The sequence below is a fragment of the Streptomyces ortus genome (assembly GCF_026341275.1).
In the GTDB taxonomy this organism is placed as follows: domain Bacteria; phylum Actinomycetota; class Actinomycetes; order Streptomycetales; family Streptomycetaceae; genus Streptomyces; species Streptomyces ortus.
Genome location: NZ_JAIFZO010000002.1, coordinates 6848830 through 6873246 on the forward strand (window position 1 = coordinate 6848830; position 24417 = coordinate 6873246).

21 protein-coding genes and 1 pseudogene are annotated in these 24417 nt (G+C 71.7%); 14 read left to right on the top strand and 8 right to left on the bottom strand.

Translation table 11 applies throughout. From position 1 onward, the window contains the following. Positions 1-80 precede the first annotated feature (80 nt). The 7 genes from K3769_RS33175 (at position 81) to K3769_RS33205 (ending at position 8697) form a co-directional block, all read left to right on the top strand. Positions 81-1610, top strand: coding sequence for an ABC transporter substrate-binding protein (locus K3769_RS33175; protein WP_267029938.1), 1530 nt, complete (start codon positions 81-83; stop codon positions 1608-1610). Continuing rightward, complete coding sequence (locus K3769_RS33180) at positions 1610-2575, top strand: ABC transporter permease (protein ID WP_267029939.1); 966 nt, start codon at positions 1610-1612, stop codon at positions 2573-2575. The genes K3769_RS33175 and K3769_RS33180 overlap by 1 nt, the downstream gene beginning before the upstream one ends. After that, complete coding sequence (locus K3769_RS33185; RefSeq protein ID WP_267029940.1) at positions 2572-3453, top strand: ABC transporter permease; 882 nt, start codon at positions 2572-2574, stop codon at positions 3451-3453. Before K3769_RS33180 ends, K3769_RS33185 begins: the two co-directional genes overlap by 4 nt. Then, on the top strand, positions 3450-4286 hold the full coding sequence (locus K3769_RS33190; protein ID WP_267029941.1) for an ATP-binding cassette domain-containing protein: 837 nt from the start codon (positions 3450-3452) through the stop codon (positions 4284-4286). The genes K3769_RS33185 and K3769_RS33190 overlap by 4 nt, the downstream gene beginning before the upstream one ends. After that, positions 4283-5083 carry an ABC transporter ATP-binding protein gene (locus tag K3769_RS33195; protein ID WP_267029942.1) on the top strand — a complete coding sequence of 267 codons (801 nt, stop codon included), beginning with the start codon at positions 4283-4285 and terminating at the stop codon, positions 5081-5083. Before K3769_RS33190 ends, K3769_RS33195 begins: the two co-directional genes overlap by 4 nt. A gap of 257 nt (positions 5084-5340) precedes the next feature. Continuing rightward, positions 5341-7419 (top strand): bifunctional polysaccharide deacetylase/glycosyltransferase family 2 protein, encoded by a 2079-nt coding sequence (locus K3769_RS33200; RefSeq protein WP_372515093.1) that lies wholly within the window; start codon positions 5341-5343, stop codon positions 7417-7419. Positions 7420-7464: 45 nt separating this feature from the next. Next, positions 7465-8697, top strand: coding sequence for an LCP family protein (locus tag K3769_RS33205; RefSeq protein ID WP_267029943.1), 1233 nt, complete (start codon positions 7465-7467; stop codon positions 8695-8697). On the opposite strand, the gene K3769_RS33210 is transcribed toward K3769_RS33205, so the two are convergent. From K3769_RS33210 to K3769_RS33230, 5 genes are all read right to left on the bottom strand, one after another. Next, positions 8648-9925, bottom strand: coding sequence for a N(5)-(carboxyethyl)ornithine synthase (locus K3769_RS33210; RefSeq protein WP_267029944.1), 1278 nt, complete (start codon positions 9923-9925; stop codon positions 8648-8650). The two genes, K3769_RS33205 and K3769_RS33210, sit on opposite strands and share 50 nt — an antisense overlap. Before the next feature lie 134 nt (positions 9926-10059). Continuing rightward, positions 10060-10332 (bottom strand): hypothetical protein, encoded by a 273-nt coding sequence (locus tag K3769_RS33215; RefSeq protein WP_267029945.1) that lies wholly within the window; start codon positions 10330-10332, stop codon positions 10060-10062. Between the two features lie 350 nt (positions 10333-10682). Beyond that, positions 10683-11354: a response regulator gene (locus K3769_RS33220; protein WP_267029946.1), complete on the bottom strand. Its 672-nt coding sequence runs from the start codon at positions 11352-11354 to the stop codon at positions 10683-10685. Next, entirely contained in the window at positions 11323-12699 is a 1377-nt protein-coding gene (locus tag K3769_RS33225; protein ID WP_267029947.1) for a sensor histidine kinase, read from the bottom strand. Before K3769_RS33225 ends, K3769_RS33220 begins: the two co-directional genes overlap by 32 nt. A gap of 124 nt (positions 12700-12823) precedes the next feature. Then, positions 12824-13402, bottom strand: a complete 579-nt coding sequence (locus tag K3769_RS33230; protein WP_267029948.1) for a TetR/AcrR family transcriptional regulator — start codon at positions 13400-13402, stop codon at positions 12824-12826. 354 nt (positions 13403-13756) lie between these two features. Here K3769_RS33230 and K3769_RS33235 point away from each other — a divergent pair, with 354 nt between their 5' ends. After that, on the top strand, positions 13757-15244 hold the full coding sequence (locus tag K3769_RS33235; RefSeq protein ID WP_267029949.1) for an MFS transporter: 1488 nt from the start codon (positions 13757-13759) through the stop codon (positions 15242-15244). Positions 15245-15281: 37 nt separating this feature from the next. Here K3769_RS33235 and K3769_RS33240 read toward each other — a convergent pair whose 3' ends face one another. Continuing rightward, the gene (locus K3769_RS33240; protein ID WP_267029950.1) at positions 15282-16187 is read right to left on the bottom strand and encodes a helix-turn-helix domain-containing protein; all 906 of its coding nucleotides are present in this window, start codon (positions 16185-16187) and stop codon (positions 15282-15284) included. 140 nt (positions 16188-16327) lie between these two features. Here K3769_RS33240 and K3769_RS33245 point away from each other — a divergent pair, with 140 nt between their 5' ends. After that, positions 16328-17200 (top strand): oxidoreductase, encoded by an 873-nt coding sequence (locus tag K3769_RS33245; protein WP_267029951.1) that lies wholly within the window; start codon positions 16328-16330, stop codon positions 17198-17200. A gap of 450 nt (positions 17201-17650) precedes the next feature. Here the strand turns inward: K3769_RS33245 and K3769_RS33250 are convergent, their stop codons facing one another. Beyond that, positions 17651-18433, bottom strand: a complete 783-nt coding sequence (locus K3769_RS33250; RefSeq protein WP_267029952.1) for a CDP-alcohol phosphatidyltransferase family protein — start codon at positions 18431-18433, stop codon at positions 17651-17653. A 144-nt stretch (positions 18434-18577) separates the two neighbouring features. On the opposite strand from K3769_RS33250, the gene K3769_RS33255 reads away from it, so the two are divergent. The 5 genes and pseudogenes from K3769_RS33255 to K3769_RS33275 all read left to right on the top strand — a co-directional run. Further along, positions 18578-19570 (top strand): zinc-dependent alcohol dehydrogenase, encoded by a 993-nt coding sequence (locus K3769_RS33255; RefSeq protein ID WP_267029953.1) that lies wholly within the window; start codon positions 18578-18580, stop codon positions 19568-19570. Between the two features lie 307 nt (positions 19571-19877). After that, positions 19878-20276, top strand: a complete 399-nt coding sequence (locus K3769_RS33260) for a 6-pyruvoyl trahydropterin synthase family protein (protein ID WP_055513514.1) — start codon at positions 19878-19880, stop codon at positions 20274-20276. 23 nt (positions 20277-20299) lie between these two features. After that, entirely contained in the window at positions 20300-21400 is a 1101-nt protein-coding gene (locus tag K3769_RS33265; RefSeq protein ID WP_267031638.1) for a glycosyltransferase family 4 protein, read from the top strand. Then, entirely contained in the window at positions 21397-22419 is a 1023-nt protein-coding gene (locus K3769_RS33270; RefSeq protein WP_267029954.1) for a class I SAM-dependent methyltransferase, read from the top strand. The genes K3769_RS33265 and K3769_RS33270 overlap by 4 nt, the downstream gene beginning before the upstream one ends. Further along, positions 22419-23411, top strand: a pseudogene (locus K3769_RS33275) (lysylphosphatidylglycerol synthase transmembrane domain-containing protein); the annotation flags it as partial. The gene K3769_RS33270 and the pseudogene K3769_RS33275, both read left to right, overlap by 1 nt. Before the next feature lie 173 nt (positions 23412-23584). Here K3769_RS33275 and K3769_RS33280 read toward each other — a convergent pair. Continuing rightward, positions 23585-24397, bottom strand: coding sequence for a creatininase family protein (locus K3769_RS33280; protein ID WP_308216414.1), 813 nt, complete (start codon positions 24395-24397; stop codon positions 23585-23587). Between the last annotated feature and the right edge of the window lie 20 nt (positions 24398-24417).

The window sequence follows — 24417 nt, forward strand, 5'->3', positions numbered from 1 at the left end:
CCCCTCCACACCGAATCCCGGAGCACCGGGCAGTTCCCGGCAGCATCCCGCGGCTCCTCGTACCGAAGGCATCTGAACCCATGAGCAAGAACAGCAGGACCAGAGCGTCCCTCTACGGCACCGCCACCCTCGCCACCCTCGCCCTCGGCCTCACCGCCTGCGGCGGCGGCTCCGGCGGCAGCGGCGCCTCCTCCGGCACCTGGGACAAGAACGCCACCGTCAACATCGGCTCCCTCTACGAGCCGCAGAACCTCGACAACACCGCGGGCGGCGGCCAGGGCGTCACCGAGGCTCTGAACGGCAACGTCTACGAGGGACTGTTCAAGCTCACCGACGACGGCAAGGTCGAGAAGCTCCTCGCCCAGAACCACGAGGTCAGCAAGGACGGCCTGACCTACACCTTCACCCTGCGCGACGGAGTGAAGTTCCACAGCGGCAAGGAACTGACCAGCGCGGACGTCAAGTACAGCCTGGAGAAGGTCCTCGCGGACGACTCGCAGTCCGCCCGCAAGAGCAACCTCGAAGTCGTCAAGGACATCGCCACCCCCGACGCGAAGACCGTCAAGGTCACCCTGTCGAAGAAGTCGATCTCCTTCGTCTACAACCTCTCCTACGTCTGGATCATCAACTCCGAGGCCAAGGACCTCAAGACGACCGAGGACGGCACCGGCCCCTACAAGCTCGCCAAGTGGACCCGCGGCTCCGCGCTGAGCCTCGACCGCTTCGCCGGCTACTGGGGCGACGCCGCCGCCAACAAGAAGGTCGTCTTCCACTACTACAAGGACGCCAGCGCGCTGAACAACGCGCTGCTGACCAACGCCGTCGACGTGGTCACCAGCGAGCAGTCGCCCGACGCCCTGGAGCAGTTCAAGAGCAACCAGAACTACAAGGTCAACGACGGCGACTCCACCACCAAGCTGCTCCTCGCCTTCAACGACAAGGCCAAGCCGTTCACGGACGTCAAGGTCCGACAGGCCGTCTCCGCCGCCATCGACGACAAGAAGCTGCTCGAATCCGTCTGGGGCGGCTACGGCAAGCTGATCGGCTCGATGGTGCCGCCCACCGACCCCTGGTACGAGGACCTCACCGACGTCAACGCCTACGACGTCACCAAGGCCAAGAAGCTGCTCTCGGAGGCCGGCTACGCCAAGGGGTTCTCCTTCACCCTCGACACGCCGAACTACGACCCGCACCCCACGGCCGCGACCTTCATCAAGTCGCAGCTCGCCGAGGTCGGCATCACCGTCAAAATCAACACGATCACGCCGGACGAGTGGTACACGAAGGTCTACAAGAACCACGACTTCACGGCCACGCTCCAGGAGCACGTCAACGACCGCGACCTGGTCTGGTACGGCAACCCCGACTTCTACTGGGGTTACGACAACAAGCAGGTCACCCGGTGGGTCGAGCAGGCCGAGGAGGCCTCCACGACCGAGGAGCAGACCGAGCTGCTGAAGAAGGTCAACGAGAAGACGGCCGAGGACGCGGCCAGCGACTGGCTCTACCTCTACCCGCAGATCGTCGTCGCGAGCAGCAAGCTCTCCGGCTACCCGCTCAACGGCCTGAACTCGCAGTTCTACGCCTACGACATCAAGAAGAAGGGCTGATGGGGCGCTACCTCCTGCGCCGCCTCGCGTTCCTCCTGGTGTCGCTGGCCCTGGCGAGCGTGGTGCTCTTCGTGCTGCTGCGCCTGCTCCCCGGCGACCCGGCCAACGCGCTCACGTCGGTGGGCGCCAGTCCGGAACAGATCGCCGCGGCCCGCCACTCCATCGGCTCCGACCGTCCGCTGCCCGAACAGTTCACCCACTGGCTCGGGCAGCTGACGAGCGGCGACCTCGGCACGTCCTTCGTCAGCTCGCTGCCGGTCGGCCCCGAGGTCACCGCCCGCCTGAACGTCACCGTCCCGCTGACGCTGGCCGCGTTCGTCCTGGCCGTCGTCATCGCCGTCCCGGTCGGCTTCGTGGCCGCGTACAAGCGCCGCACCTGGTACGGGGCGGTGCTCAGCGGGATCTCCCAGCTGGGCATCGCCGTGCCGGTGTTCTGGCTCGGCATGATCCTCATCGCCGTGTTCGCACTGAACGCGGGCTGGCTGCCCTCCGGCGGCTTCCCGCAGGACGGCTGGGCCGCACCCGCCGAAGCCGTCCGCTCGCTCGTCCTCCCTGTGGTCACCATCGCGCTCGTGATGGGCGCCTCCCTGATCCGGTACGTCCGTTCCGCCACCCTCGACGTCCTCGGCAGCGACTACCTGCGCACCGCACGGGCCCTCGGCGCGTCCTTCCCGAAGGCCATGTGGCGGCACGGGCTGCGCAACGCCTCCGTCCCCGTGATCTCCATCCTCGGGATCGAACTCGCCTCGACGCTGCTCGGCGCGGTCGTCGTGGAGTCGGTGTACGCGCTGCCCGGCCTCGGCTCGCTGCTCGCCACCGGTATCGCCCAGCACGACTACCCGGTCGTCCAGGGCGTCCTGTTCGTCTCGACCCTCGCCGTGCTCCTGATCGGCTTCGCCGCCGACCTGATCCAGCGCGTCATCGATCCGCGCCTGCGCGGACGGCTCTCCGGAGGTGCCCGATGACCCTGCCGGCCGCCCCGCTCAAGGAGACGGAACCCACGGAGTCGACGAGGCCGCACTCGCGCCGCCGCCGTTCCGTCACGCTGCTCGCGGGCTGCTCGCTGACGGCCCTGATCGCGCTGCTCGCCCTCGTCTCGCTCGTCTGGCTGCCCTTCGACACCGACGACACCTCCGGCGGCCGGCTCGCGGGCCCCGGCGACGGACACCTGCTCGGTACGGACAAGCTGGGCCGCGACCTGCTGACCCAGCTGATGACCGGCGCCCGTATCGCCGTCCAGGCGGGACTCGGGTCGGTCGCGATCGCCGCACTCGTCGGGGTCACCCTCGGGGTACTCGCCGCGTTCGCGCAAGGGTGGCTCGACGACACCCTCGCCGCGTTCCTGGACATCCTGATCGCCTTCCCGACCCTGCTGCTCGCGATGCTCGTGGTCGCCGCCCGCTCGGCCACCCTCGGCTCCGCGATCCTCGCGATCGGCCTGGCCCAGAGCGCGGTGGTCGCCCGGCTCGTGCGGATCCTCGTCAAGCGGGTCCTGGCGCGGGACTACGTCACCGCCGCCCGGACCTCGGGCACCTCCTGGCCGCGTACGGTCGCCGGGCACGTCCTGCCGAACATCTGGCCCACCCTCGTGGTCAACCTGGCGCTCCAGTTCGGCCTCGCCGTGCTCGCCGAGGCCGGACTGTCCTACCTCGGCCTCGGCGCCCCGCCGCCCAACGCCTCCTGGGGCCGCATGCTCCAAGAGGCGCAGGCCACCTTCACCACCGCACCCGCGGGCGCGCTGGCCCCGGGCATCCTGCTGGTCGTGCTCGTCGTCGGCGTCAACCTCATCGCCGACGGACTGCGCGACACCCTCGACCCGGCCATGAGGCGGAGGCGGTCATGAAACTCCCAGGCACTGTCCCCGGCGCACTCCCGGGCCCGCTCCTGGACGTACGCGGCCTGACCGTGCGCACCGCCGACGGCCGCACCCTCGTCGACGACCTGTCCTTCACCGTCGGCGGCGGCGAACGGCTCGGGCTGATCGGCGAGTCCGGCTCCGGCAAGTCCCTGACCACCCTCGCCCTGCTGGGCCTGCTCCCCGACGGCATGACCGCCACCGGCAGCGTCGAACTGGCCGGCACCCAGATCGTCGGCGCCCCCGAGCAGCGCCTGACCGCCGTACGCGGCCGGGACGCGGCCGTGGTCTTCCAGGAGCCCCTGACCGCCCTCGATCCGCTGATGCGGATGGGCCGCCAGATCGCCGAGCCCCTGGCCCGCACGACCGGCCTCAGGGGCCGTGACCTGCGCGCCGCCGTCACCGAGGCACTGGTACGGGTACGGCTGCCCGAACCCGACCGCATCGCCCGCGCCTTCCCGCACGAGATCTCCGGCGGCCAGCGCCAGCGCGTCGCCCTCGCCATGGCGCTGGCCTGCGAACCGGGGTTGCTCATCGCCGACGAACCCACCACCGCGCTCGACGTCTCCGTCCAGGCCGAGATGCTGGAACTGCTCGACACCCTCGTCCGCGAACGGGAGATGGCCGTGCTGTTCGTCAGCCACGACCTCGCCGTGGTCGCCAGGGTGACCGACCGCGTCCTGGTGCTGAAGGACGGGCGGGCCGTCGAGGAGGGCCCCGTCCTGGACGTCGTCACCGCGCCGCAGGCCGACTACACGAGGGCGCTGGTCGCCGGCGCCCGGAAACTGGAGTCCGCCCTGGACCTGAGGAGCCCGCGATGACCCCCGACCCGAAGCCGACGGACGGGGCGCCGGAGACACCCGTACTGGAGCTCACCGACGTGGCCGTACGGTATCGGGGCGCCGCCACCGACGTCGTACGGGATGTGTCCCTGGCCGTCGAGCCGGGGCAGTCGCTGGCCCTGGTGGGGGAGTCCGGGGCGGGCAAGACCACCCTGCTGCGGATCCTGCTGGGACTCGCCCGGCCCACCGCCGGTACCGTCCGCTTCGACGGAGAGCCGCTCGCGCCGCGCGACCGGCGGCAGATGCGCCGTTTCCGGCGGGGCGTCCAGTGCGTGTTCCAGGACCCGTACTCCTCCCTCGACCCCAGCCGCCGCGTCGCCGCGATCGTCGCGGAGCCGCTGCGCTCGCTGGGCCTCGACTCCCGCACGACCGCCGCGCCGAAGGTGGCCGCCGCGCTGGAGCGGGTCGGACTGCCGGCGGACGCGGCCTCCCGCTACCCGCACGAGTTCTCCGGCGGCCAGCGCCAGCGCATCGCGATCGCCCGCGCCATCGTGTGCGACCCGCGTGTCCTGCTCGCCGACGAACCCGTGAGCGCGCTCGACGTCACCACCCGCGTCAAGGTCGTCGACCTGCTGGCCGAACTGAAGGAGGAACGGCGGCTGACCCTCGTCATGGTCTCCCACGATCTGTCGGTCGTGGCCTCCCTGTGTGAGCGCACGGCGGTACTGGAGAGCGGCCGGCTCGTCGAACAGGGCGACACGGACCAGGTGTTGGGCGACCCGGCCCACCCCTACACCAGACGCCTGATCGACAGCGTGCCGCGGCTGCCGGTCTGAGCGGCGGGTCCCCGGCCCCCGGCCTGGCGCCGACGCCCCTCGCCGCCGCGAGGCCCCCCTTCCGGCAGGGAGCGCCCTTCCTGGGAGCCTCGGCATCGGACCCGTGCGGTCGCGGAGCTGTGGCTAGACTCGCGCCCCATGCGTAGCCCCATGCGTGACTCCGGCCCCGCCAGCCCGTGGCGGCGGACCCCGTCCAGCACATCGGCCACCGACGCCGGGGAGGGCAGAGGAGCGGCCGGGGGGAGGGGCGGCGCCCGGTGAGGGCCCGGCACAAACAGTCCCGCGATCCACGGGGGCACTGGCTGCTGCTGATACTCGTCCTGCCCGCGATGTTCGCCGCCCTCCTCTTCGAGGGCTGGACCAACCACGAGGTCGACGCCGCCGACACCCGGTCCGCCTGCACCTCGCCCGCACCCGACGCCGTCGCCCGCGGCGGCCCGGTCATCGGCATCAACCGCAACGGCGTACAGACCGCCTCGATGCCCGCCCGCACCGTCGCGCTCACTTTCGACGGCGGCCCCGACCTCGTCTGGACCCCGCGCCTCCTCGACCTGCTGAGGAAGCACCGGGCTCGCGCCACCTTCTTCCTCCTGGGATCTCAGGCGGCCCGCCATCCGGACCTCGTACGGAGGATCCGCGCCGAGGGCCACGAGATCGGCTCCAACACCTACACCGGAGCGGTCCTCGGCGAGACCTCCGCCTTCCGCTTCTCCGCCGAACTCGACCTGACACAGAGCGCGTTGGCGGGCGCCGCCGGCCTGCGCACCAACCTGCTGCGGATGCCGCGGACCACCTCGCCCGACACCCTGTGCGGCCGTGAGTGGACGGCGGCCCGGCGTGCCACCGCCCAGGGCTATGTACTGGTCGCCGCGGACAAGGCGTCCCGCAGGCCCGCACAGGGCACGGTCCGCCAGTTCAGCCAGACGGCGACCGCGTACCGGGAGACCGAGAAGCTGCTCGGCGACCCCGGGGCCGACCGCTTCACCACCGTCTCGGCGGGGGCCCAACTGACGCCGTACGAGCGGGTGTCGGACGTCGAGCGCTGGAGCGGTACGGCCCTGATCCGGGCCGCCTGGCTGGGGCGCGCCTTCTCCCGGGCGATGACCTGGACGCTCGGTGTCGCCGGGGCGCTCGGTGTGCTGCGGCTGCTTCTGCTCGTGCACTTCGCCCGCGCCCATGTGCGCCGACTGGAACGCTCCCGCCCCGGCGCACCCTGGCTGCGGGAGGTGACGGAACCGGTCACCGTGCTCGTCCCCGCCTACAACGAGGAGGCCGGGATCGAGGCCACCGTCCGCTCACTGCTCGCCTCCGACTACCCCCTGCTGCAGATCATCGTCATCGACGACGGCTCCACGGACCGTACGGCGGAACTCGCCGAGGGCGTCGGTGACGCACGGGTGATGGTGATCCGCAAGGCCAACGCGGGCAAGGCCGCGGCGCTCAACACCGGCCTGCGGTACGCCGGTCACGACATCCTCGTCATGGTGGACGCCGACACCGTCTTCGAACCGGACGCCGTCCACCACCTCGTCCAGCCGCTCGCGCACCCGGCCGTCGGCGCGGTCAGCGGCAACACCAAGGTCGGCAACCGGCGGAGCCTGCTCGCCAAGTGGCAGCACCTGGAGTACTGCTTCGGCTTCAACCTCGACCGCCGGATGTTCGAGGTGCTGGAGTGCATGACCACCGTCCCCGGCGCCATCGGGGCCTTCCGCCGGGACGCGCTGGCCGGGGTCGGCGGAGTCAGCGACGACACCCTCGCCGAGGACACCGACCTCACGATGGCCCTGTGGCGGGCCGGCTGGCGCGTCCTCTACGAGGAGTCCGCCGTCGCCTGGACCGAAGTGCCCACCTCCCTGCGGCAGTTGTGGCGTCAGCGCTACCGCTGGTGCTTCGGCACGATCCAGGCCATGTGGAAGCACCGCGGGGCCGTCCTGGAGACGGGCGTGGCCGGACGCTTCGGCCGGCGCGGGCTCACCTATCTCGCCGTCTTCCAGGTCGCCCTCCCGCTCCTCGCCCCGGTCATCGACGTGTTCGCCCTGTACGGCGTGCTGTTCCTCGACCCGATCGCCTCGGCCGGGGTGTGGTTCGCCTTCATGTCCGTCCAACTGCTGTGCGCCGGTTACGCGTTGCGGCTCGACGGGGAGCGTGTACGGACCCTGTGGTGGATGCCGTTCCAACTCGTGGTCTACCGGCAGCTGATGTATCTCGTCGTCATCCAGTCCGTGGTCGCCGCGGTGCTCGGCAGCCGGCTGAAGTGGCAGATCATGAAGCGTTCCGGCACCGCCGCTGAACAGATCGGCGACCCCGCCCCGTATAAGAGCGTGCCCATGCGATGACCCCGTGACGGGGTGACCCCAGGTGTCGAAGGACTGGACAGGCGGATGAACGACCGGACCGACCACGGGACCGGCCACGGTTCGTGGTCGGGGCGCGGGAGCGGCGCCCCGCCCTCGACCCGCACGGCACCCCTGCCCGGCATGCCCTCACCGGCCACCCCGGGCCGTACGCGGGACGACCGTACGCATGACGACCGTACGCCTGAGGGTCATACCCATGACGGCCGTACGCACGTCGGGGGCCGGCCCCGTCGGAGCGCGACCGGCGGCCGATCCCCTAAACCCCGCCCCTCCCGGCGCCGCAGGCTCGTCCGGCTGGCCGTCCTGCTGTTCGCCGCGCCGGTCGTGTTCTCCGCGGGCACCTATGTGTGGGCCGACACCGAGCTGGCCCAGGAGGTCGATCTCGGCGCGCTCCCGGACCGCGCGCCGGACGGCAAGGGCACCAACTACCTGATCGTGGGCTCCGACAGCCGGGCGGGCCTGTCCGAGCGGGCCAGGAAGGATCTGCGCACCGGCTCGGCCGAGGGCCGCCGCACCGACTCGATGATCCTGCTGCACACCGGCGCCCACGGCACCACCATGGTGAGCCTGCCCCGCGACTCCTGGGTGACCGTCCCGCCGTACGTCCGACCCGAGACCGGCCGCAGCTACGACGCCGAGCCGGACAAGCTCAACGCCGCCTTCTCCCTCGGCGGCCCCGACCTGCTCGTACGGGCCGTGGAGAGCAACACCGGGCTGCACGTCGACCACTACGCGGAGATCGGCTTCGCGGGCTTCGTCTCCGTGGTGGACGCGGTGGGCGGCGTGGACATGTGCCTGGACCGGGACGTCAAGGACCCCAACTCGGGCGCCGACCTGCGAAAGGGCTGCCAGACCCTCGACGGCTCCGAGGCACTGGCGTTCGTCCGCCAGCGCAAGCAGGAGGCCCAGGGCGACCTGGGCCGTACCCGCAACCAGCAGAAGTTCCTGACCGCTCTCGCCCGGCAGGCGGCCACCCCCGGCACCCTCCTCAACCCCGCCAGGTCCTTCCCTACCCTCAGCGCGGGCCTGGACACGCTGGTGGTCGACAAGGACACGGGCCTGCGGGACCTCGTGACGCTGTTCCGCGCGATGCGGGGTGTCACGGCGGGCGGCGGCCGACAGCTCAACGTGCCCGTCTCCGACCCCGCGTTCGCCACGTCGAAGGGCAGCGCCGTCAAGTGGGACGAGCGCCGCGCGCGCACCCTCTTCACCGAGCTGCGGGACGACCGCCCGGTGACGCTCCCGCAGGAGAGGTGACCCTGTCCTTCGACGGCATGTCCTTGGGCGTCATGTTCTTCGAGGCCGGTGGAAGCACCGGAGCCGGCGGAAGCGCGGCTGCCGGGACCTCGACGGCGTGCGGGAACGCGGCCGACCGGTGCTGGAAGGAGAGGATCTTCGAGTTCAGGACGACACCGTCACGGATCTCGATGGCCTTCTTGATCGTGGCGTCACCGTCCCAGGCCGCCGGGCCGCCCAGGACCCTGCGCAGATAGGGCAGGAGCGCCTCGCTGATCTCCCAGGTGGCCGAGTTCCACAGGTGCGACGGGCTGTGGTCCACGCCGTAGTAGTGGCAGCCGGAACCCACCGAGGGCATCGGGTCCTCGAACGTGGTCGGCCGGGCCCATTCGAAGCCCATGCCCTCGTCGCAGGAGACGTCGACGAAGAAGGTCCCCGGCTTGAACAGGGCGAGTTCCTCGTCGGTGACGAACGTGAGCGGCGCGTCGGTGTCCTGCCTTATGCAGTTGACGATCACGTCGAACTCCGCCAGATACTCCGCGAGCGGCATGGGACCGAGCCCGGTGAGTGCCTCCAGGCGGGACGGATCGTCCTCGCGCTCGGCGAAGTGTCCCATCACGACCGACGGCATCGGCGAGGCGACCGCGGCGGCGGCACGCTGGGTCAGCACCGTCACGTCGGAGATCCCCATTGCGCCCAGACCCGTGACCGCACCGCGTGCGGTGGCCCCGAAACTGATGACCACCGCGCGCATCCGGCGGCCGTAACTGCCGGTCAGCCCGCCGAGCTGCAGGGCGTGCAGCACCGAGCAGTAGCCGGCCAGTTCGTTGTTCTTGTGGAACACATGGACGCTGAAGGCGCCGGTGGAGGTCCAGTGGTTCATGGCCTCCCAGGCGATGAGGCTGAGCTGCCCGTCGATGGCGAGCTGCGTCATCCGCTCGTCCTGCACACAGTGCGGCCAGCCCCACAGGACCTGGCCCTGGTGCAGCTGGGCCACGTCCTCGTGCATCGGCTTGGGCAGCAGGAGCACGTCGCACTCGTCGAAGAGCTGGTCACGGGAGCGCAGTCCGCCCACCAGTGGCCGCAGCGCTTCGTCACCGACGCCGAACCGGCCGCCGTACCCCTCCTCCAGGAAGATCTTCGCGCGTACGTCGGGAGCGATCCGGTCGAGGTGACCGGGATGCAACGGCAGCCGGAACTCGTTCTCCTTGCGGGAGGAGGCGAGTACTCCGAGACTCAACAGACTCATGCGCGTCCTTCTATTTCGTTGTCGTCGTGCTGGTTCGATCGTGGTGCTGGTTCGATCGGCGTGCTCGTTCGATCGTGGTGCGGGCCCGGTCGTCGAGCCGGTCCGTTCAGGGTGTGCAACGCCGGACCGGCCGATCAGGAACGGTCTCCCCGGTGCCTGCGGACACGTTCGTCCAGGGGGAGGGCCGTCTCGCGGAGCCCGTTGACGGATCCGCACGCCATGCGCGCGCAGGTTCCGTGGCAGGCGAGGATCTGTCCGCCGTCGTGGTGGGCGACCACCACGGCCTCGGGGTCGGGTGCGTTCCGGTAGTCGGTGCCGCACATGAGGCAGGCCAGTCCGGAGAGCATCTCGGCGGTGGGTTCGGGGCGGCCTCGACGGTGGCCGGAGATCGCGTCCTGTGAGTACATGTGTCCCGTGTCCTCTGTGTTCGGGTCTGGTCGGACCGTGCACGAGGCTCCCGGAGGCCCGGGGGCGTCCGAAGAGCTGGGAGGGTCGCTATCGCCGGGTGCGGAAGGGGCTGCGGGAGAGGGCGGGACGGTACGAGCCAGAAGGCATCGTGCGGCTCATTTCCGGCCGGATTCGATCTGCGTCGGCCATTGCCGTTCTCCGAGTGCGACGCCGAAACGGATGACGGCATACGAGGTGCGCCCGGTGACGTAACCGTACTCCCTTCCCCATGCGGCGCCGACCTGCCGGGGAGAGGCCGAAGCCGGGCTCCCCGGCGGACGTCCCGCCTGTACCTCCCCCGGGGCCACGGTCACCGAGGGCTGCGCGGCACCACCAGCCCGCAGTCGTACGCCAGGATGACCGCCTGCACCCGGTCGCGGAGCCCGTACTTCTCCAGGATGTGCGCGATGTGCGTCTTGACCGTCGTCTCTCCCACGCCCAGTTCCAGCGCGATCTCCGCGTTGGACAGGCCACGGGTCAGGGCCCGCAGGACGTCGAGTTCACGGCTGGTGAGCGCGCCGAGGCGGGACGGCACGTCCGGGGACGCGGGCGCGCCGAGATGGGCGAAACGGTCGAGCAGCCGGTGGGTGACCCGGGGCGAGAGCACGGCGTCACCGGCGGCCACGGTACGGATGGCGCCGACGAGCGAGTCGGCCGGGCCGTCCTTGACGAGGAAGGCGCTGGCCCCCGCGCGCAGGGCGTCCACCACGTGCGCGTCCAGGTCGAAGGTGGTCAGGATGACGACGCGGCTCGGCGAGCCCGACTCCGCGATACGGCGTGTGGCCTCGACGCCGTCCATGTTCGGCATCCGGATGTCCATCAGGACGATGTCCGGGCACAGGGACCGGGCGCTCTCGACGGCGGCGACGCCGTCCGCCGCCTCACCGACGACCGTGATGTCCGGTTCTGCTTCGAGGATGAGCCGGAAACCCGTCCGGATCATCGGCTGGTCATCGACCAGCAGGACGCGGATGGTCTGCATGCGGGGGATGCCCTTCGTAGTGCCCTGAGATGTCGTAAGAGGGATCGTCCGGTGCCGATGACTGTGACTGTCTCTGCGTCTGCGTCTGCGTCTGCGTCTGGGGCGGTGCCGGCAGCGGTACGACGGCGTGCACGCAGAAACCGCCGCCCGGACGCGGGCCGGTGTGCAGCGAACCGCCCACGGCACCGATGCGTTCCCGCATGCCGAGCAGTCCGTGACCGGGTCCGTCGGGCAGGCCGGCCGGGCGCGGCGGCGCCCCCTCGCCCGGCCGGGGCCCGTCGTCGCAGAGCCGGACGGTGAGCCGCCGGTGCCTGCGCTCCCAGGCGACGGTCAGTTCGGCGTGGGTGTGCCCGGCGTGCTTGAGCGTGTTGGTGAGGCCCTCCTGCACGATCCGGTAGACGGTCAGATGCGAGCCGGCCGGCAGCTCGGCGGGTGTCCCGGTCGTCGTGAAGTCCACGGTGAGGCCCGCCGCGCGCACCGCGTCCACCAGCGCGGGCAGCGCCTCCACGGTGGGCTGGGGCGGCTCCTTGCTCGGATCGGCGTCCGCCTCGTCCTCCGTACGGAGCACGTCGAGGAGTCTGCGCAGCTCGGTGACGGTCGCCCGGCCCGTCTCCTCGATCGTGCCGTGCAGTTCGTGGGCCTTGTCGCCGTCGCGGTCCTGGATCCGGTCGGCGGCGATCGTCTGGACGACCATCAGGCTGACGTTGTGCGCCACGATGTCGTGCAGCTCCCGGGCGATGCGGGCCCGCTCCTCCATGACGGCGGCGCGCGCGTTGGCCTCCTGCGCGCGTTCGAGCGCGGCGGCCCGCTCCAGTGCCTGGTCGCGGATGGCGGCGCGGGCCCGGGTCAGCCGGCCGAGCGCCCAGGCGCCGACCAGCAGCACGGAATCCGCCAGCAGGGTGGCGATGCGGTGCCCGTCCGGGGCGAGGACCGCCTCGGTGACGGCCGCGGCCGGGATGACGACGGCCACGACCAGGGTGGCCGTCCTGGGCGTGCCCCGCCGGGCGGTCAGCAGGACGGCCGTGGCCACGCCCAGGTAGGAGGGCCCGATGGAGGTGCCCTGTGGACCCGACAGGTGCGGGATGTAGTGCCGTGCCTGGATCGCGGCCACCGCCGCCGTCATGACCAGCAGCACCGGCAGGGGGAACCGCCGGTGGACGGCCAGCGGCAGTGCGGACAGCAGGGCGAGTACGAAGAACAGGGCGTCCGGGGTGCGCAGCTGGGGCGCGGCGGACGGCAGCGGCGCGAGCGGCACGAACGCCCCCGCGGTGAAGAGCAGGGCCAGACCCGCGTCCGTGACGGCGGGGGGCACGCGCCGTCCGGCGAACGAGTCCATCAGGGTCATGACCACCACGGTAGACGGCTCACCGGGGCCGGCCCTCTGGCCCGGGGAGGAACGGTTTCCGGCCGCCTCCTCCGTGCAGGCATCCTCCGCAGGGAGGAGGGCCCGCGGGGCCCGGAGGGGCACCTCAGCGGGTGGCGCGTACGCCGTCCAGGGCGATGGACATGACGCGGTCGCGCTGGGTGTCGTCGTCGTAGGTCGTCGCGGTGATGCCCGCGACCATGCGCAGCAGGTCCGAGAACGTCATGTCCGTACGGGCCTCGCCGGCACGCTGGGCCCGCTCGAACAGCGGGGTGCCGGCCGCGTACATCGACTCGCGGCAGGTGACGAAGATGGCCGACTCGTTGTTCAGGGCCTCCAGCACGGCCCGCTTGGTCACCATGTACCCGGCGAACCGGTCCAGCCAGGTTGTCAGCGCCTCCCACGGTTCCAGGTCCGCGACCTCGCGGGCGACCTCGCACAGCGACTCGACCTCGCCTGCGTACAGGCTCTCGAAGAGGTGTCTGCGGGTGGGGAAGTTGCGGTAGAGCGTGCCGATGCCGACGCCCGCGCGACGGGCGATGTCCTCCAGGGAGGCTTCCGCGCCGTGCTCCGCGAAGGCCTCGCGGGCGGCGGCGAGCAGCGCGTCGTAGTTGCGCGCCGCGTCCTTGCGGTGGGGTCGCCGGGTCGCGACGATCTCGCTGACGGGGAACGACTGGGCGCTCACGTGCTGCCTCCCGGCGGGACGAGGTTGAAGCGGAGGTCCGCCTCCGCTACAGTGGAGGGGTACCTCCACTTTAGCAGTGCGGGGTGCGTCCACCGGGGACACGTGCGGCCGCACGCGCCGTCGGCGCGACGCCACCCCGTCTCCGTCCGGGCCCCGCGCCGAGCGCACCGCCCGTATCCCAGACACTCCCTGACACCTTCCGCGACCTTCCCTGCTCCCGGCTGCCGCTTCCGGCCGCGCTCGAACAGGGGCCCGTCCCACGACCACCGCCGCGTCCCGCGCCGCTCCGGCATGCGCGGACGGCGGGAACGTGACGAGGGGACCCGGGCCGCAACCAGTTCGGAGAGGCTTTTCATGCCCCGCAAGTCCACCCGCCTCACCTTCGCGGTCCTCGCGACCGGTGCGGGCGTCTTCTCCATGCTGCAGTCGCTGATCGCGCCGGCCCTGCCGACCGTCCAGCACGAACTGCACACCTCGCAGTCCACCGCCACCTGGGTGATGACGGCGTACCTGCTGTCGGCCTCGGTCTTCACGCCGATCCTCGGCCGGGTCGGCGACCTCATCGGCAAGAAGCGCACCCTCGTCGCCGTCCTGGTGACCGTGCTGGTCGGCTGTCTGATCGCCGCGCTCGCCCCGACCATCGGCGTACTGATCGTCGCCCGGGTAGTCCAGGGCATAGGCGGCGCGCTGTTCCCGCTGTCCTTCGGCATCATCCGTGACGAGTTCGCCGCGTCCCGGGTGAGCCCCAGCATCAGCAACCTGTCCGCCGTGATCGCCGCGGGCGGCGGTGTCGGCATGGTCGCGGCCGGTCCCATCGTGAGCGCGCTCGACTACCGGTGGCTGTTCTGGCTGCCCGTCGGAGTGGTCGCGGTGACCGTCCTCATCGCCGTTCGTTACGTGCCCGAGTCGCCCGGGCGGGCCGAGGGCCGGGTGAACTGGCTCGGCGCGATCCTGCTCTCGGCGTGGCTGGTGGCACTGCTGCTGCCGCTCAGCCAGGCGACCCGCTGGGGCTGGGGCTCGGGCCGGGTGATCGCCCTGTTCGCCGCCGCGGTCGTCCTCTTCGTCCTGTGGCTGCTCGCCGAGGCACGCTCCCGCTCGCCGCTCATCGACCTGAAGGTCATGCGACTGCCCGCCGTGTGGACCACCAACACCGCCGCGCTGCTGTTCGGCGCGGGCATGTACTCGATCTGGTCCTTCCTGCCCGCCTTCGTCCAGACACCCAGCTCCGCCGGATACGGATTCGGCGCGAGCGTGACCGCGTCCGGACTGCTCATGCTGCCGATGCTGGTCGCCATGTTCTTCTCGGGCATCCTGAGCGGCCGGCTGGAGCCGGTGGTGGGCGCCAAGAAGCTGCTCACGACCGGTGCCGCGCTCGGTGCGGTCGCCTGCGGATTCCTCGCCCTGTGGCACGACGAGCAGTGGCAGGTGGCCTTCGTGTCAGGCGTGTTCGGCCTCGGCATCGGCCTCGCGTTCGCCTCGATGGCCAACCTGATCGTGGGCAGCGTCCCGGCCGAGCAGACCGGCGCCGCGACCGGGATGAACGCCAACATCCGCACCATCGGGGGGTCCATCGGCGCCGCGGTCACCAGCGTCCTGGTCACCGGCCACCTGCAGTCCTCGGGTCTGCCGGAGGCCTCCGGCTACACCCACGGGTTCACCCTGCTGGCCCTGCTGCTCCTGGGCGCGGCACTGGCCGCGCTGCTCGTCCCGGTCCGGCACGTACGCCGTATCGCCGGCGCGCCCCGTGCCACCGGCGACCGGGGACCGGACGCGGACCTGGGCGTGGAGCTCGACCTGGCGCGTACGAACCAGGAGACCGTCGCCCCCGCCGTACGCAACTGACGTCACCGGACGCGACCGGTCCCGGACGCACCTGACGTCACTGGTCCTCCACGGCCCGGCGGCTCTCGGAGCCGGCCGGGTCCCGGTCCGCCTCGCCGGACGCCGTCAAGCTCCCCAGGATGGCGAGCAGTTCGGCGTCCCGGCTGCCCGGCGCGGCCTGGAAGACCTTCAGGACCAGACCGTCCGCCCCGACGATGCCCAGTTTGCTGGCGTACAGCTCGAAGTCGCCGACCTTCGGATGCCGCAGCCGCAGGACACGTGACTGCTTGGGGTGCACGTCGTGGCGGCCCCACAGCTGCCGGAAGCGCTCACTGCGTACGGACAGCTCGCCCACGAGTTCCACCAGGCGGGGATCGTCGACGTCGGGCCCGACATTGGCCCGCAGCGCGGCGACCCCCGCCTCGGTCAGTTGGTCCCAGTCCCGGCGCAGCTCCCGTTCGCTCGGGTCGAGGAGGACGGCCCGCATGATGTTGCTGCCGGGAGCGTGGTTCGGGGACAGGGCCTGGGCCAGCGCGTTGGCGGCCAGCACGTCGGTGAACTTGTTCTCGACGTAGGCGGGCACGTTCGGCCAGGCCTCCATGAGCTGGAGGATGTCGGGCGGCACGGTCTGGGGCCGGTGTGCGGCCCCGCGACCGGCGGCGGCACCCGCCCTGTGCGCCTGGGAGGGCCGGACCTGGGCCAGAGCGATCAGGTGTGCGGTGGCGTCGGCGTCCAGCTGGAGGACGTCGGCCAGGGCTTCGAGCACCTGGAGCGAGGGATTGCGGTCGCGGCCCTGTTCCAGGCGCAAGTAGTAGTCGGCGCTGATGCCGGAGAGCATCGCGACCTCCTCGCGGCGCAGGCCCGGGACGCGCCGCAGCCCACCGCCGCGGATACCGGCGTCCTGTGGCCGCACCAGGGCCCGGCGGGCGCGCAGGAACTCTCCGAGGACGTTCGTGCCGTTCATGACTCCACCGTAGTTCCGCCCCGGCGCGGGTGACTGTCCCTGTCACTCCCAGGAACAGCGGGGTACTGCCGTCCGCCTCCGGCCGCGCGCAGAGTCGAGAAGCACGGCATGAAGAAAGAGACACACCGAGAGGCATCACCATGACGGACGTGACCGGACCGCTCCCCGGCTCCACCCTGACCCTGGCCGACGACCTGACCCTCACCCGCATGGGGTACGGGGCCATGCAGCTGGCGGGCCCCAACGCGTTCGGGCCGCCCAGGGACCGGGACGAGGCCGTCGCGGTGCTGCGGGAGGCCGTCGAGCGGGGCATCACCCACATCGACACCAGTGACTTCTACGGGCCCTACGTGGTCAACGAGATCATCAAGGAGGCCCTGTACCCCTACCCCGACGACCTGCGCATCGTGACCAAGGTCGGCGCCCGCCGCGGCGACGACGGCGCCTGGATCTTCGCGCGGGAACCCGAGCAGCTCAAGGCCCAGGTCCGGGAGAACCTCCAGCGCCTCGGCGTGGCGGCCCTCGACGTGGTGAACCTGCGCGTCGGGTCCGTCGAGGGCACGGACGAGGAGCCGCTGAGCGACCAGTTCGGCGCACTCGCCGAGCTGCGCGAGCAGGGGCTGATCCGGCACCTCGGCGTCAGCTCGGTCTCGGCCGCCCAACTGACCGAGGCGCAGGCCATCGCACCGGTCGTCACCGTGCAGAACCTCTACAACCTGGCCAACCGCCAGGACGACGCGCTCGTCGAGCGGTGCGCGGCGGAGGGGATCGCGTTCGCGCCGTTCTTCCCGCTCGGCGGCTTCAGCCCGCTTCAGTCGTCGATCCTGACGGACGTCGCCGCGCGACTGGAGGCGTCACCCCAGCAGGTGGCCCTCGCCTGGCTGCTGCAGCGCTCGCCGTCGATCGTCCTGATCCCGGGTACGTCGTCGCGGGCGCACCTCCGCGAGAACATCGCGGCGGCGGACCTGATCCTCCCGGACGAGGAGATCGCCGAGCTGGACAAGATCGCGTAAGGGATTCCCACCCCGGGCGGCGCCCTGATCGGCGCCGGCCCACCCCCACCACCTGAGGGGCGCGGGGAACTGCGCGACCTGGCCCTTACCGACCCGCAGCCGACGTCCTACGCCGCCTGCGGGTCAGCAGGGGCTGAGCGCGCAGTTCCCCGCGCCCCTCACGGGGCTGTCGGTGGCGGCACGCCGACACCGGGCACCGCGGACCCGCGCCAGGGTCTGTCCGACAATTCCCGTCTGCCGCGCGACGGGCGACGACGGGAGTTACGGGACAGCCCTTAGGGTCTGTCTGACAATTCCCGTCTGCCGCGCGGCGCCATGCACGCACTCTCGCCGCACCGGGCGCAGAGCCAAGTACGTCCAGTACGAGGCTCTACGCCCGGCACACCGAGAGCACGCACCTGACGCCGCGCAGCCGCCCTACGGGCGACGACGGGAATTGTCAGACAGACCCTAGGGCGCACCCACCGCCGCCGGCTCCAGGACGAGGTCCACCTCGGTCGGCGCCACGTCGCCCCCGGCAGGACTCCGCGTGTGCCACAGCCACCCGATGTCCCGCCCGAACGACCAGGTCAGCAGGGCCAGCGCCAGGGCGACGACCCCGAACGTCAGGGCGTACGGGAGGATTCCCGAGCCCGCGAGGAGCAGCAGGACTCCCTGCAGCGCGGCCACCGTCTTGCGCGCGGTGCTCGGCGGGAGCGCGTTGTTCAGCCAGGGCAGGAACCTGGCGGCGGCCACGAACGCGTACCGCATACCGCCGATGACGAGGGCCCACGGCCCCACCGTCGTGGCGACGTACACGCTGAGCACCAGGATGAGGAACGCGTCGACCTCCATGTCGAAGCGCGCCCCCAGCGCCGTGGAGGAGCCGGTGCGCCGGGCGACCTTGCCGTCGACCGCGTCGAGGATCAGGGCCATCGCGGTGAGCGCCACCAGGACCGTGACCGGCGGCGGGCTCTGGAAGGAGTCGGCGACCAGGGCGGTCACCCCGCCGACCAGGGTCGCCCGGCCGAGCGTCACACGGTTGGCGGCTCCGAAGGAGCGGGGCCGCGTGCGGTGCAGGGCGCGTGAGAGCACCGCCCAGGTCGCGAGTCCGAACGTCAGCCCGGTGAGCCACCCTGCGGGGCCCAGGCCGATCGCCGTGCCGAGCACAGTCAGCAGCAGCAGCTGTACGCCCGCTCCCACGGCCGTCTCCTGCTGCAAGAGCCTCGCGTCGTACGTGTTGTTCAGGGCCACCGCACATCCTCCGGCCAGGTGACAGATTCGATCATTGCCGCGTACCTTGTGCGCGGCTTCGCAAAGGTCGGTACGTGGCCCGCCGCCCGATCGTTCAGCCCGTTCGCTCAGCCGATTCACATGAACCACTCAGGAGGATGCCGAATGGACCGCTCCGCCCGCGCCTTCTGGCTCAGCTCTCCCGGCCGTGGCGAACTCCGGGACACCCACCTGCCGGAACCCGCCGAGGGGGAGGTCGTGGTCCGCACGCTCTTCTCCGGTGTGAGCCGCGGCACGGAGACGCTCGTCTTCCGCGGAGGGGTCCCGGAGAGCCAGTACACCGCCATGCGGGCGCCCTTCCAGGAGGGCGACTTCCCCGGACCCGTCAAGTACGGCTACCTGAACGTCGGAACGGTGGAGGAGGGTCCCGCCGAACTCCTCGGACGGACCGTCTTCTGTCTCTATCCGCACCAGAGCCGCTACGTCGTCCCCGCGAGCGCCGTCACCCCCGTGCCCGAGAACGTGCCCGCCTCGCGTGCCGTGCTGGCCGGCACGGTGGAGACCGCCGTCAACGCCCTCTGGGACGCGGCCCCCCTGATCGGCGACCGGATCTCCGTCGTCGGGGCGGGCATGGTCGGCGCGAGCGTCGCCGCGCTGCTGGCCCGGTACCCCGCCGCCCGCGTCCAGCTGGTCGACGCCGACCCGGCGCGCGAGGAGATCGCACGGGCCCTGGGCATCGACTTCGCGCTCCCGCAGGACGCCGCCGGGGACCGCGACCTGGTCGTCCACGCGAGCGCCACCGAGGCCGGGCTCTCCCGCGCGCTCGAACTCCTCGCCCCTGAAGGGACGGTCCTCGAACTGAGCTGGTACGGCGACCGGAAGGTCACCCTGCCGCTCGGTGAGGCGTTCCACTCCCGCCGCCTCACCGTCCGCAGCAGCCAGGTCGGCTCCGTCTCGCCCGCCAGGAGTTCCCGCCGCACCTACGCCGACCGGCTCGCCCTCGCCCTGGAACTCCTCGCCGACCCCGCCTTCGACGCCCTGATCACGGGCGAGTGCGCCTTCGAGGACCTGCCCGGGGCGATGGCCGGGCTCACCACCGGCGAGACGACCGCGATGTGCCACCTGGTGCGCTACGACGCCGACCCGAGGAAGCCGTAGACCCGAGGACGACGCGGACCCGAGGTCGACGCGGACCCGAGTACGACCTCGTCCTGAGCCGGAACCACTGTCACACTCCGCCCGTAGCTGTCCCATTCCGCCCGTAAGCGGTCACGTCCGCACACCGAGTAGCCAAAACCCAACGCCGGTAATCAAGTTCGCACCACACGTCCCGCTGGCACCCCTGTCCCGGTGAACGTGTCCGAAACTCCGACCCGAACCCTGTGAACACGGAGAACGGACCGGCCGTACTACACGGCACGCCCCGGCAGAGGGGTCAGACGCACCGCACCTGGAGGGTCGTCCGTTGTTCAGCATCACCGTCCGCGATCACCTGATGATCGCCCACAGCTTCCGTGGCGAGGTCTTCGGACCCGCGCAGCGACTGCACGGAGCGACGTTCCTCGTGGACGCCACGTTCCGCCGCGCCGAGCTGGACGACGACAACATCGTCGTCGACATCGGACTGGCCACCAGGGAACTGGGGGAGGTGGTGGCCGAGATGAACTACCGGAACCTCGACAACGAGCCGGTCTTCGCCGACACCAACACCTCCACGGAGTTCCTGGCGAAGGTCGTCGCCGACCGCCTCGCCGAGCGAGTGGAAAAGGGAGCACTGGGCGAAGGGGCCCGCGGGCTGGCCGGCATCACGGTCACCCTGCACGAGTCGCACATCGCCTGGGCGAGTTACGAGCGTGCCCTGTGAGCTCCTACGCCGACATCATCCCCATGTCCCTGCGCGCCATGCACTTCGTGATGCCCGGCGGAGTCAACGACACGACCATGCCGAGCGGCGGCAACGTCTACGACGCCCGCGTCAGCCTCGACCTGCCCGGCTTCGGCTGGCAGGTGCACAAGCACGCGGTCGACGGTAGCTGGCCCCGGCCCGAGGCGGCGGCCCGCGACGAACTGGCCCGCACCCTCGCGGAGCTGGCCGACGGCACGGTCGTCCTGCTCGACGGGATCGTCGCCTGCGGGGTCCCCGAGGTCATCGTCCCGGAGGCCGAACGGCTGCGGCTGGTCGTCCTCGTGCATCTGCCGCTCGGCGACGAGACCGGGCTCACGCCCGAGGTCGCCGCGGACCTCGACGCCCGGGAACGCCACACCCTGCGTGCCGTGCCGGCCGTCGTGGCCACCAGCGAGTGGGCGGCCCGCAGACTCGTCGCCCACCACGGCCTCGCGCCGGACCGCGTCCATGTCGCCACCCCGGGCGCCGACATCGCGCCCCTCGCCCCCGGCACCGACGGCGTCTCCCGACTGCTGTGCGTCGCCTCGGTCACCCCGCGCAAGGGGCAGCACCGGCTCATCGAGGCCCTCGCCACCGTCACCGACCTGCCCTGGACCTGCGCCCTCGTCGGCGGCCTCGACCACGACCCCGAGTACGTGGACCTGCTGCGGGCCCAGATCGACCAGCACGGCCTCGGCGACCGGCTGGAGCTGGCCGGACCCAGGTCAGGTGCCGCACTCGACGCCAGCTACGCCTCCGCCGACCTGATGGTCCTCACCTCCTACGCCGAGACCTACGGCATGGCCGTCACCGAGGCGCTGGCCCGCGGAATCCCCGTACTGGCCACGGACGTCGGCGGTCTCCCCGAGGCGGTCGGACGCGCCCCCGACGGCGGGGTGCCCGGTCTGCTCGTCCCGCCGGAGAACCCCGCGGCCCTGGCCGCGGAGCTGCGCGGCTGGTTCGGTGAGGCAGACGTACGCCGGCGCCTCAAGGCCGCCGCGCGGGCCCGCCGGGCGTCGCTGGGCGGCTGGGCCGCCACGGCCCGGAGTCTGTCGGGTGTCATGGGGCGATTGAAGAGCGAGGCAAGGAGGGGGGCGGCATGAGCGGCACAAGCACGAGTACCGATACCGGTACGAACACGAGCACCGGTACGAACACGAGCACCGGTACGAGCACGAGTACGGGCGTCGGTACGAGCACGGCGTCGGTGGAGGGCCCGGGGACGGGGGAGCGCGCACGGGACACAGGAACGATTCGGCTGGGCGACCGCACCCGCGGCGAGGCCGTCGACGACACCACCCGCTACGCCCCCGAGTGGCTCCAGCTGCGGGAGGCCGCCGACGCCTCTGCCCGGGCGTCCGAGCTGCTCGATCCGCTGCGGATCAGGCTCGCCAACCTGCCGGGACGGCCGGGCGGGTTCGTCATCCACGACCTCGGCTGCGGCACCGGATCCATGGGACGCTGGCTCGCGCCCCGGCTCGACGGACCCCAGCACTGGGTGCTGCACGACCGGGACCCCTACCTGCTGCACTTCGCGGCCGTCGGCTCGCCCCGGTCGGCCGCCGACGGCAGCCGGGTGACGGTGGAGACCCAGCGCGGCGACGTCGGCCGGCTGACCGCCGACGCCCTGGCCGGAGCCTCCCTGGTGACGGCCTCCGCACTCCTCGACGTCCTCACCGCCGACGAGATCGACGCCCTGGCCGCGGCCTGCGCCGGAGCCAACTGCCCCGCCCTGCTCACCCTCTCGGTGGCGGGCCGGGTCGAACTCACCCCGGCCGACCCGCTGGACGCCGAGATCGCCGAGGCGTTCAACGACCACCAGCGGCGCGGGGGCCTGCTCGGCCCCGAGGCCGTCAGCGCGGCCTGCGACGCCTTCTCCGGGCACGGCGCGACGGTACGGGTTCACCCCAGCGCCTGGCACCTCGGCCGCGACGAGTCCGCGCTGACGGCGGAGTGGCTGCGCGGCTGGGTCGGCGCGGCCGTCGAGCAGCGGCCCGAACTGGCCGCACGGGCAGAGACGTATCTGCGTGAGCGTCTCGCGGCCTGCGCGGCGGGGGAGCTGACCGTGGTGGTCCACCACAGCGATCTGCTCGCGCTGGCCCGGCCGGCCGGGAGCGTGTGATGGGCGCGGGAACCGTGGCGCGCCAGGAGCGGTCACCGATCGACCTGGACGAGGAGCTGTCGGCGGCGGTCCGCGCCGGCGGCCCGGACGAGGCGACGGAGCGGATCCATTCCGACGCGGACCCCGGCGCACCCGCGGAGCTTCGGCGCGGCGGCCGGACGCGCGGCGCCCGCTCCGGTGTCCGGTTCCTGCGCACCCACTTCGGCACGATCGCCGGCGTCGTCATCCTCACGGTGCTGACCTGGCGTCTCGGCACCGGAGTCTTCCTGGACGGCCTGCGCCGCATCGACGGGGTCACTCTCCTCGCGGCGCTCGGCATCGGCCTGCTCACCACGGTGTTCAGCGCCTGGCGCTGGTGCGTGGTGGCCCGGGGCCTGCGCCTCGAACTGCCGCTGGGCGCGGCCGTCGCCGACTACTACCGCGCGCTGTTCCTCAACGCCGCGCTGCCCGGCGGCGTCCTCGGGGACGTGCACCGGGCGGTACGGCACGGGCAGAGCGCCGGGGACGTGGGGCGCGGAGTGCGCGCGGTCGTCCTCGAACGGGTCGCGGGACAGGCCGTCCTGGCCGCGGTCGGCGTGGCCGTCCTGCTCACCCAGCCCTCGCCTGTCCTGTCGCAGACCCGGCACCTCGTCGCGCTGCTGGCGGTCGTCTCGCTGTGCGGGGTCGTCACCGTGGGCGCCGTCCGCGGCAGGGGCCGGGCGCCGCGCACCTCCCGCCGCTACCGGGCCGTACGGAACGCGCTCACCGAGGCCCGCGGGGCGCTGCTGGCCCGCGGGAGCTGGCCGGGCGTGGTGCTCTCGTCAGCCGTGGTCCTCGCGGGCCACGTCCTGATGTTCCTGCTCGCGGCCCGGGCGGCCGGATCGGCCGCGTCCGCCGTCGAGTTGGTGCCCCTGGCGCTGCTGGCCCTGATCGCCATGGGACTGCCGCTGAACGTCGGCGGCTGGGGGCCCCGGGAGGGCGTCACCGCCTGGGCGTTCGGCGCCGCGGGCCTGGGCGCCACCCAGGGCCTGACCGTCGCCGTCGTCTACGGAGTCCTCAGCTTCGCCGCGAGCCTGCCCGGCGTCGCCGTCCTGGTGGCGCGCTGGTACCTGGGACTGCGCGGCACACGGGAGACGGCCGGCGCGGCGACCGTGGCGGACCCGGACACCGGTCCCGACCCGGACGCTCAGTGCGGTCCGGCGGAGCTGTCGGGGCCGCTGGGCTCGATGGGTTCGGCGGGGTCGGATGTCAGTAGGGAGAAGTACGCTCCGAAGGAGTCGGCGAGCGAGGCGAGGAGTCCCTTCCCCTTCTCGGCGGACGCCCTCGAAGGGCGGCCGATGACACCGGACCTGGTATAGGCCGACATACCGAGGGAGAGCAGATGCCGACGGTCGTCGGCGACGAAGTCGGAGGTCTCGTAACCGGGCCTGAGATATTCCGGAGCGGTGTGCAGCAGAATGGAGGTCTCGATTTCACCCGCATGCATATCGGTGAGCAGCGAGGTCTCCACCCCGGCCGCCTCTCGCGCCGTTTCCCAGTCCTCGACCGCCGGGAACAGAGCCATTCGAGCACCGGCGGCGGAGGATTCCTGAACGACATTGCCCAGCACGTAATTGCCGCCATGACCATTGATCAGTACGAGTGTGTCCACGCCCGACCGGCGCAGCGATTCGGCTATGTCCCGCACCACCGCATGGAGTGTCACGGAGGAAATGCTCACCGTTCCCGGCCAGGCCGCGTGTTCGTGGGAGCAGGAGATCGTCACCGGAGGAAGGAGATGAACGGGGAATGCGGCAGCGACCTCCCGGGCGATCGCACACGCCACGAGCGTGTCGGTCGACAGCGGAAGATACCGGCCGTGCTGCTCGAAGCTGCCGACGGGGAGCACGGCGACCTGCCGGGCAACGCCGGCACCTCGGGTACGCACATCCTCCGTGGTGTCCGTCGGCAATGGCCCTGACACCGCGAGCCGTATTTCCGAACCGTCCGAATTGACCATGTTCTCGCGACCTTTCGTCT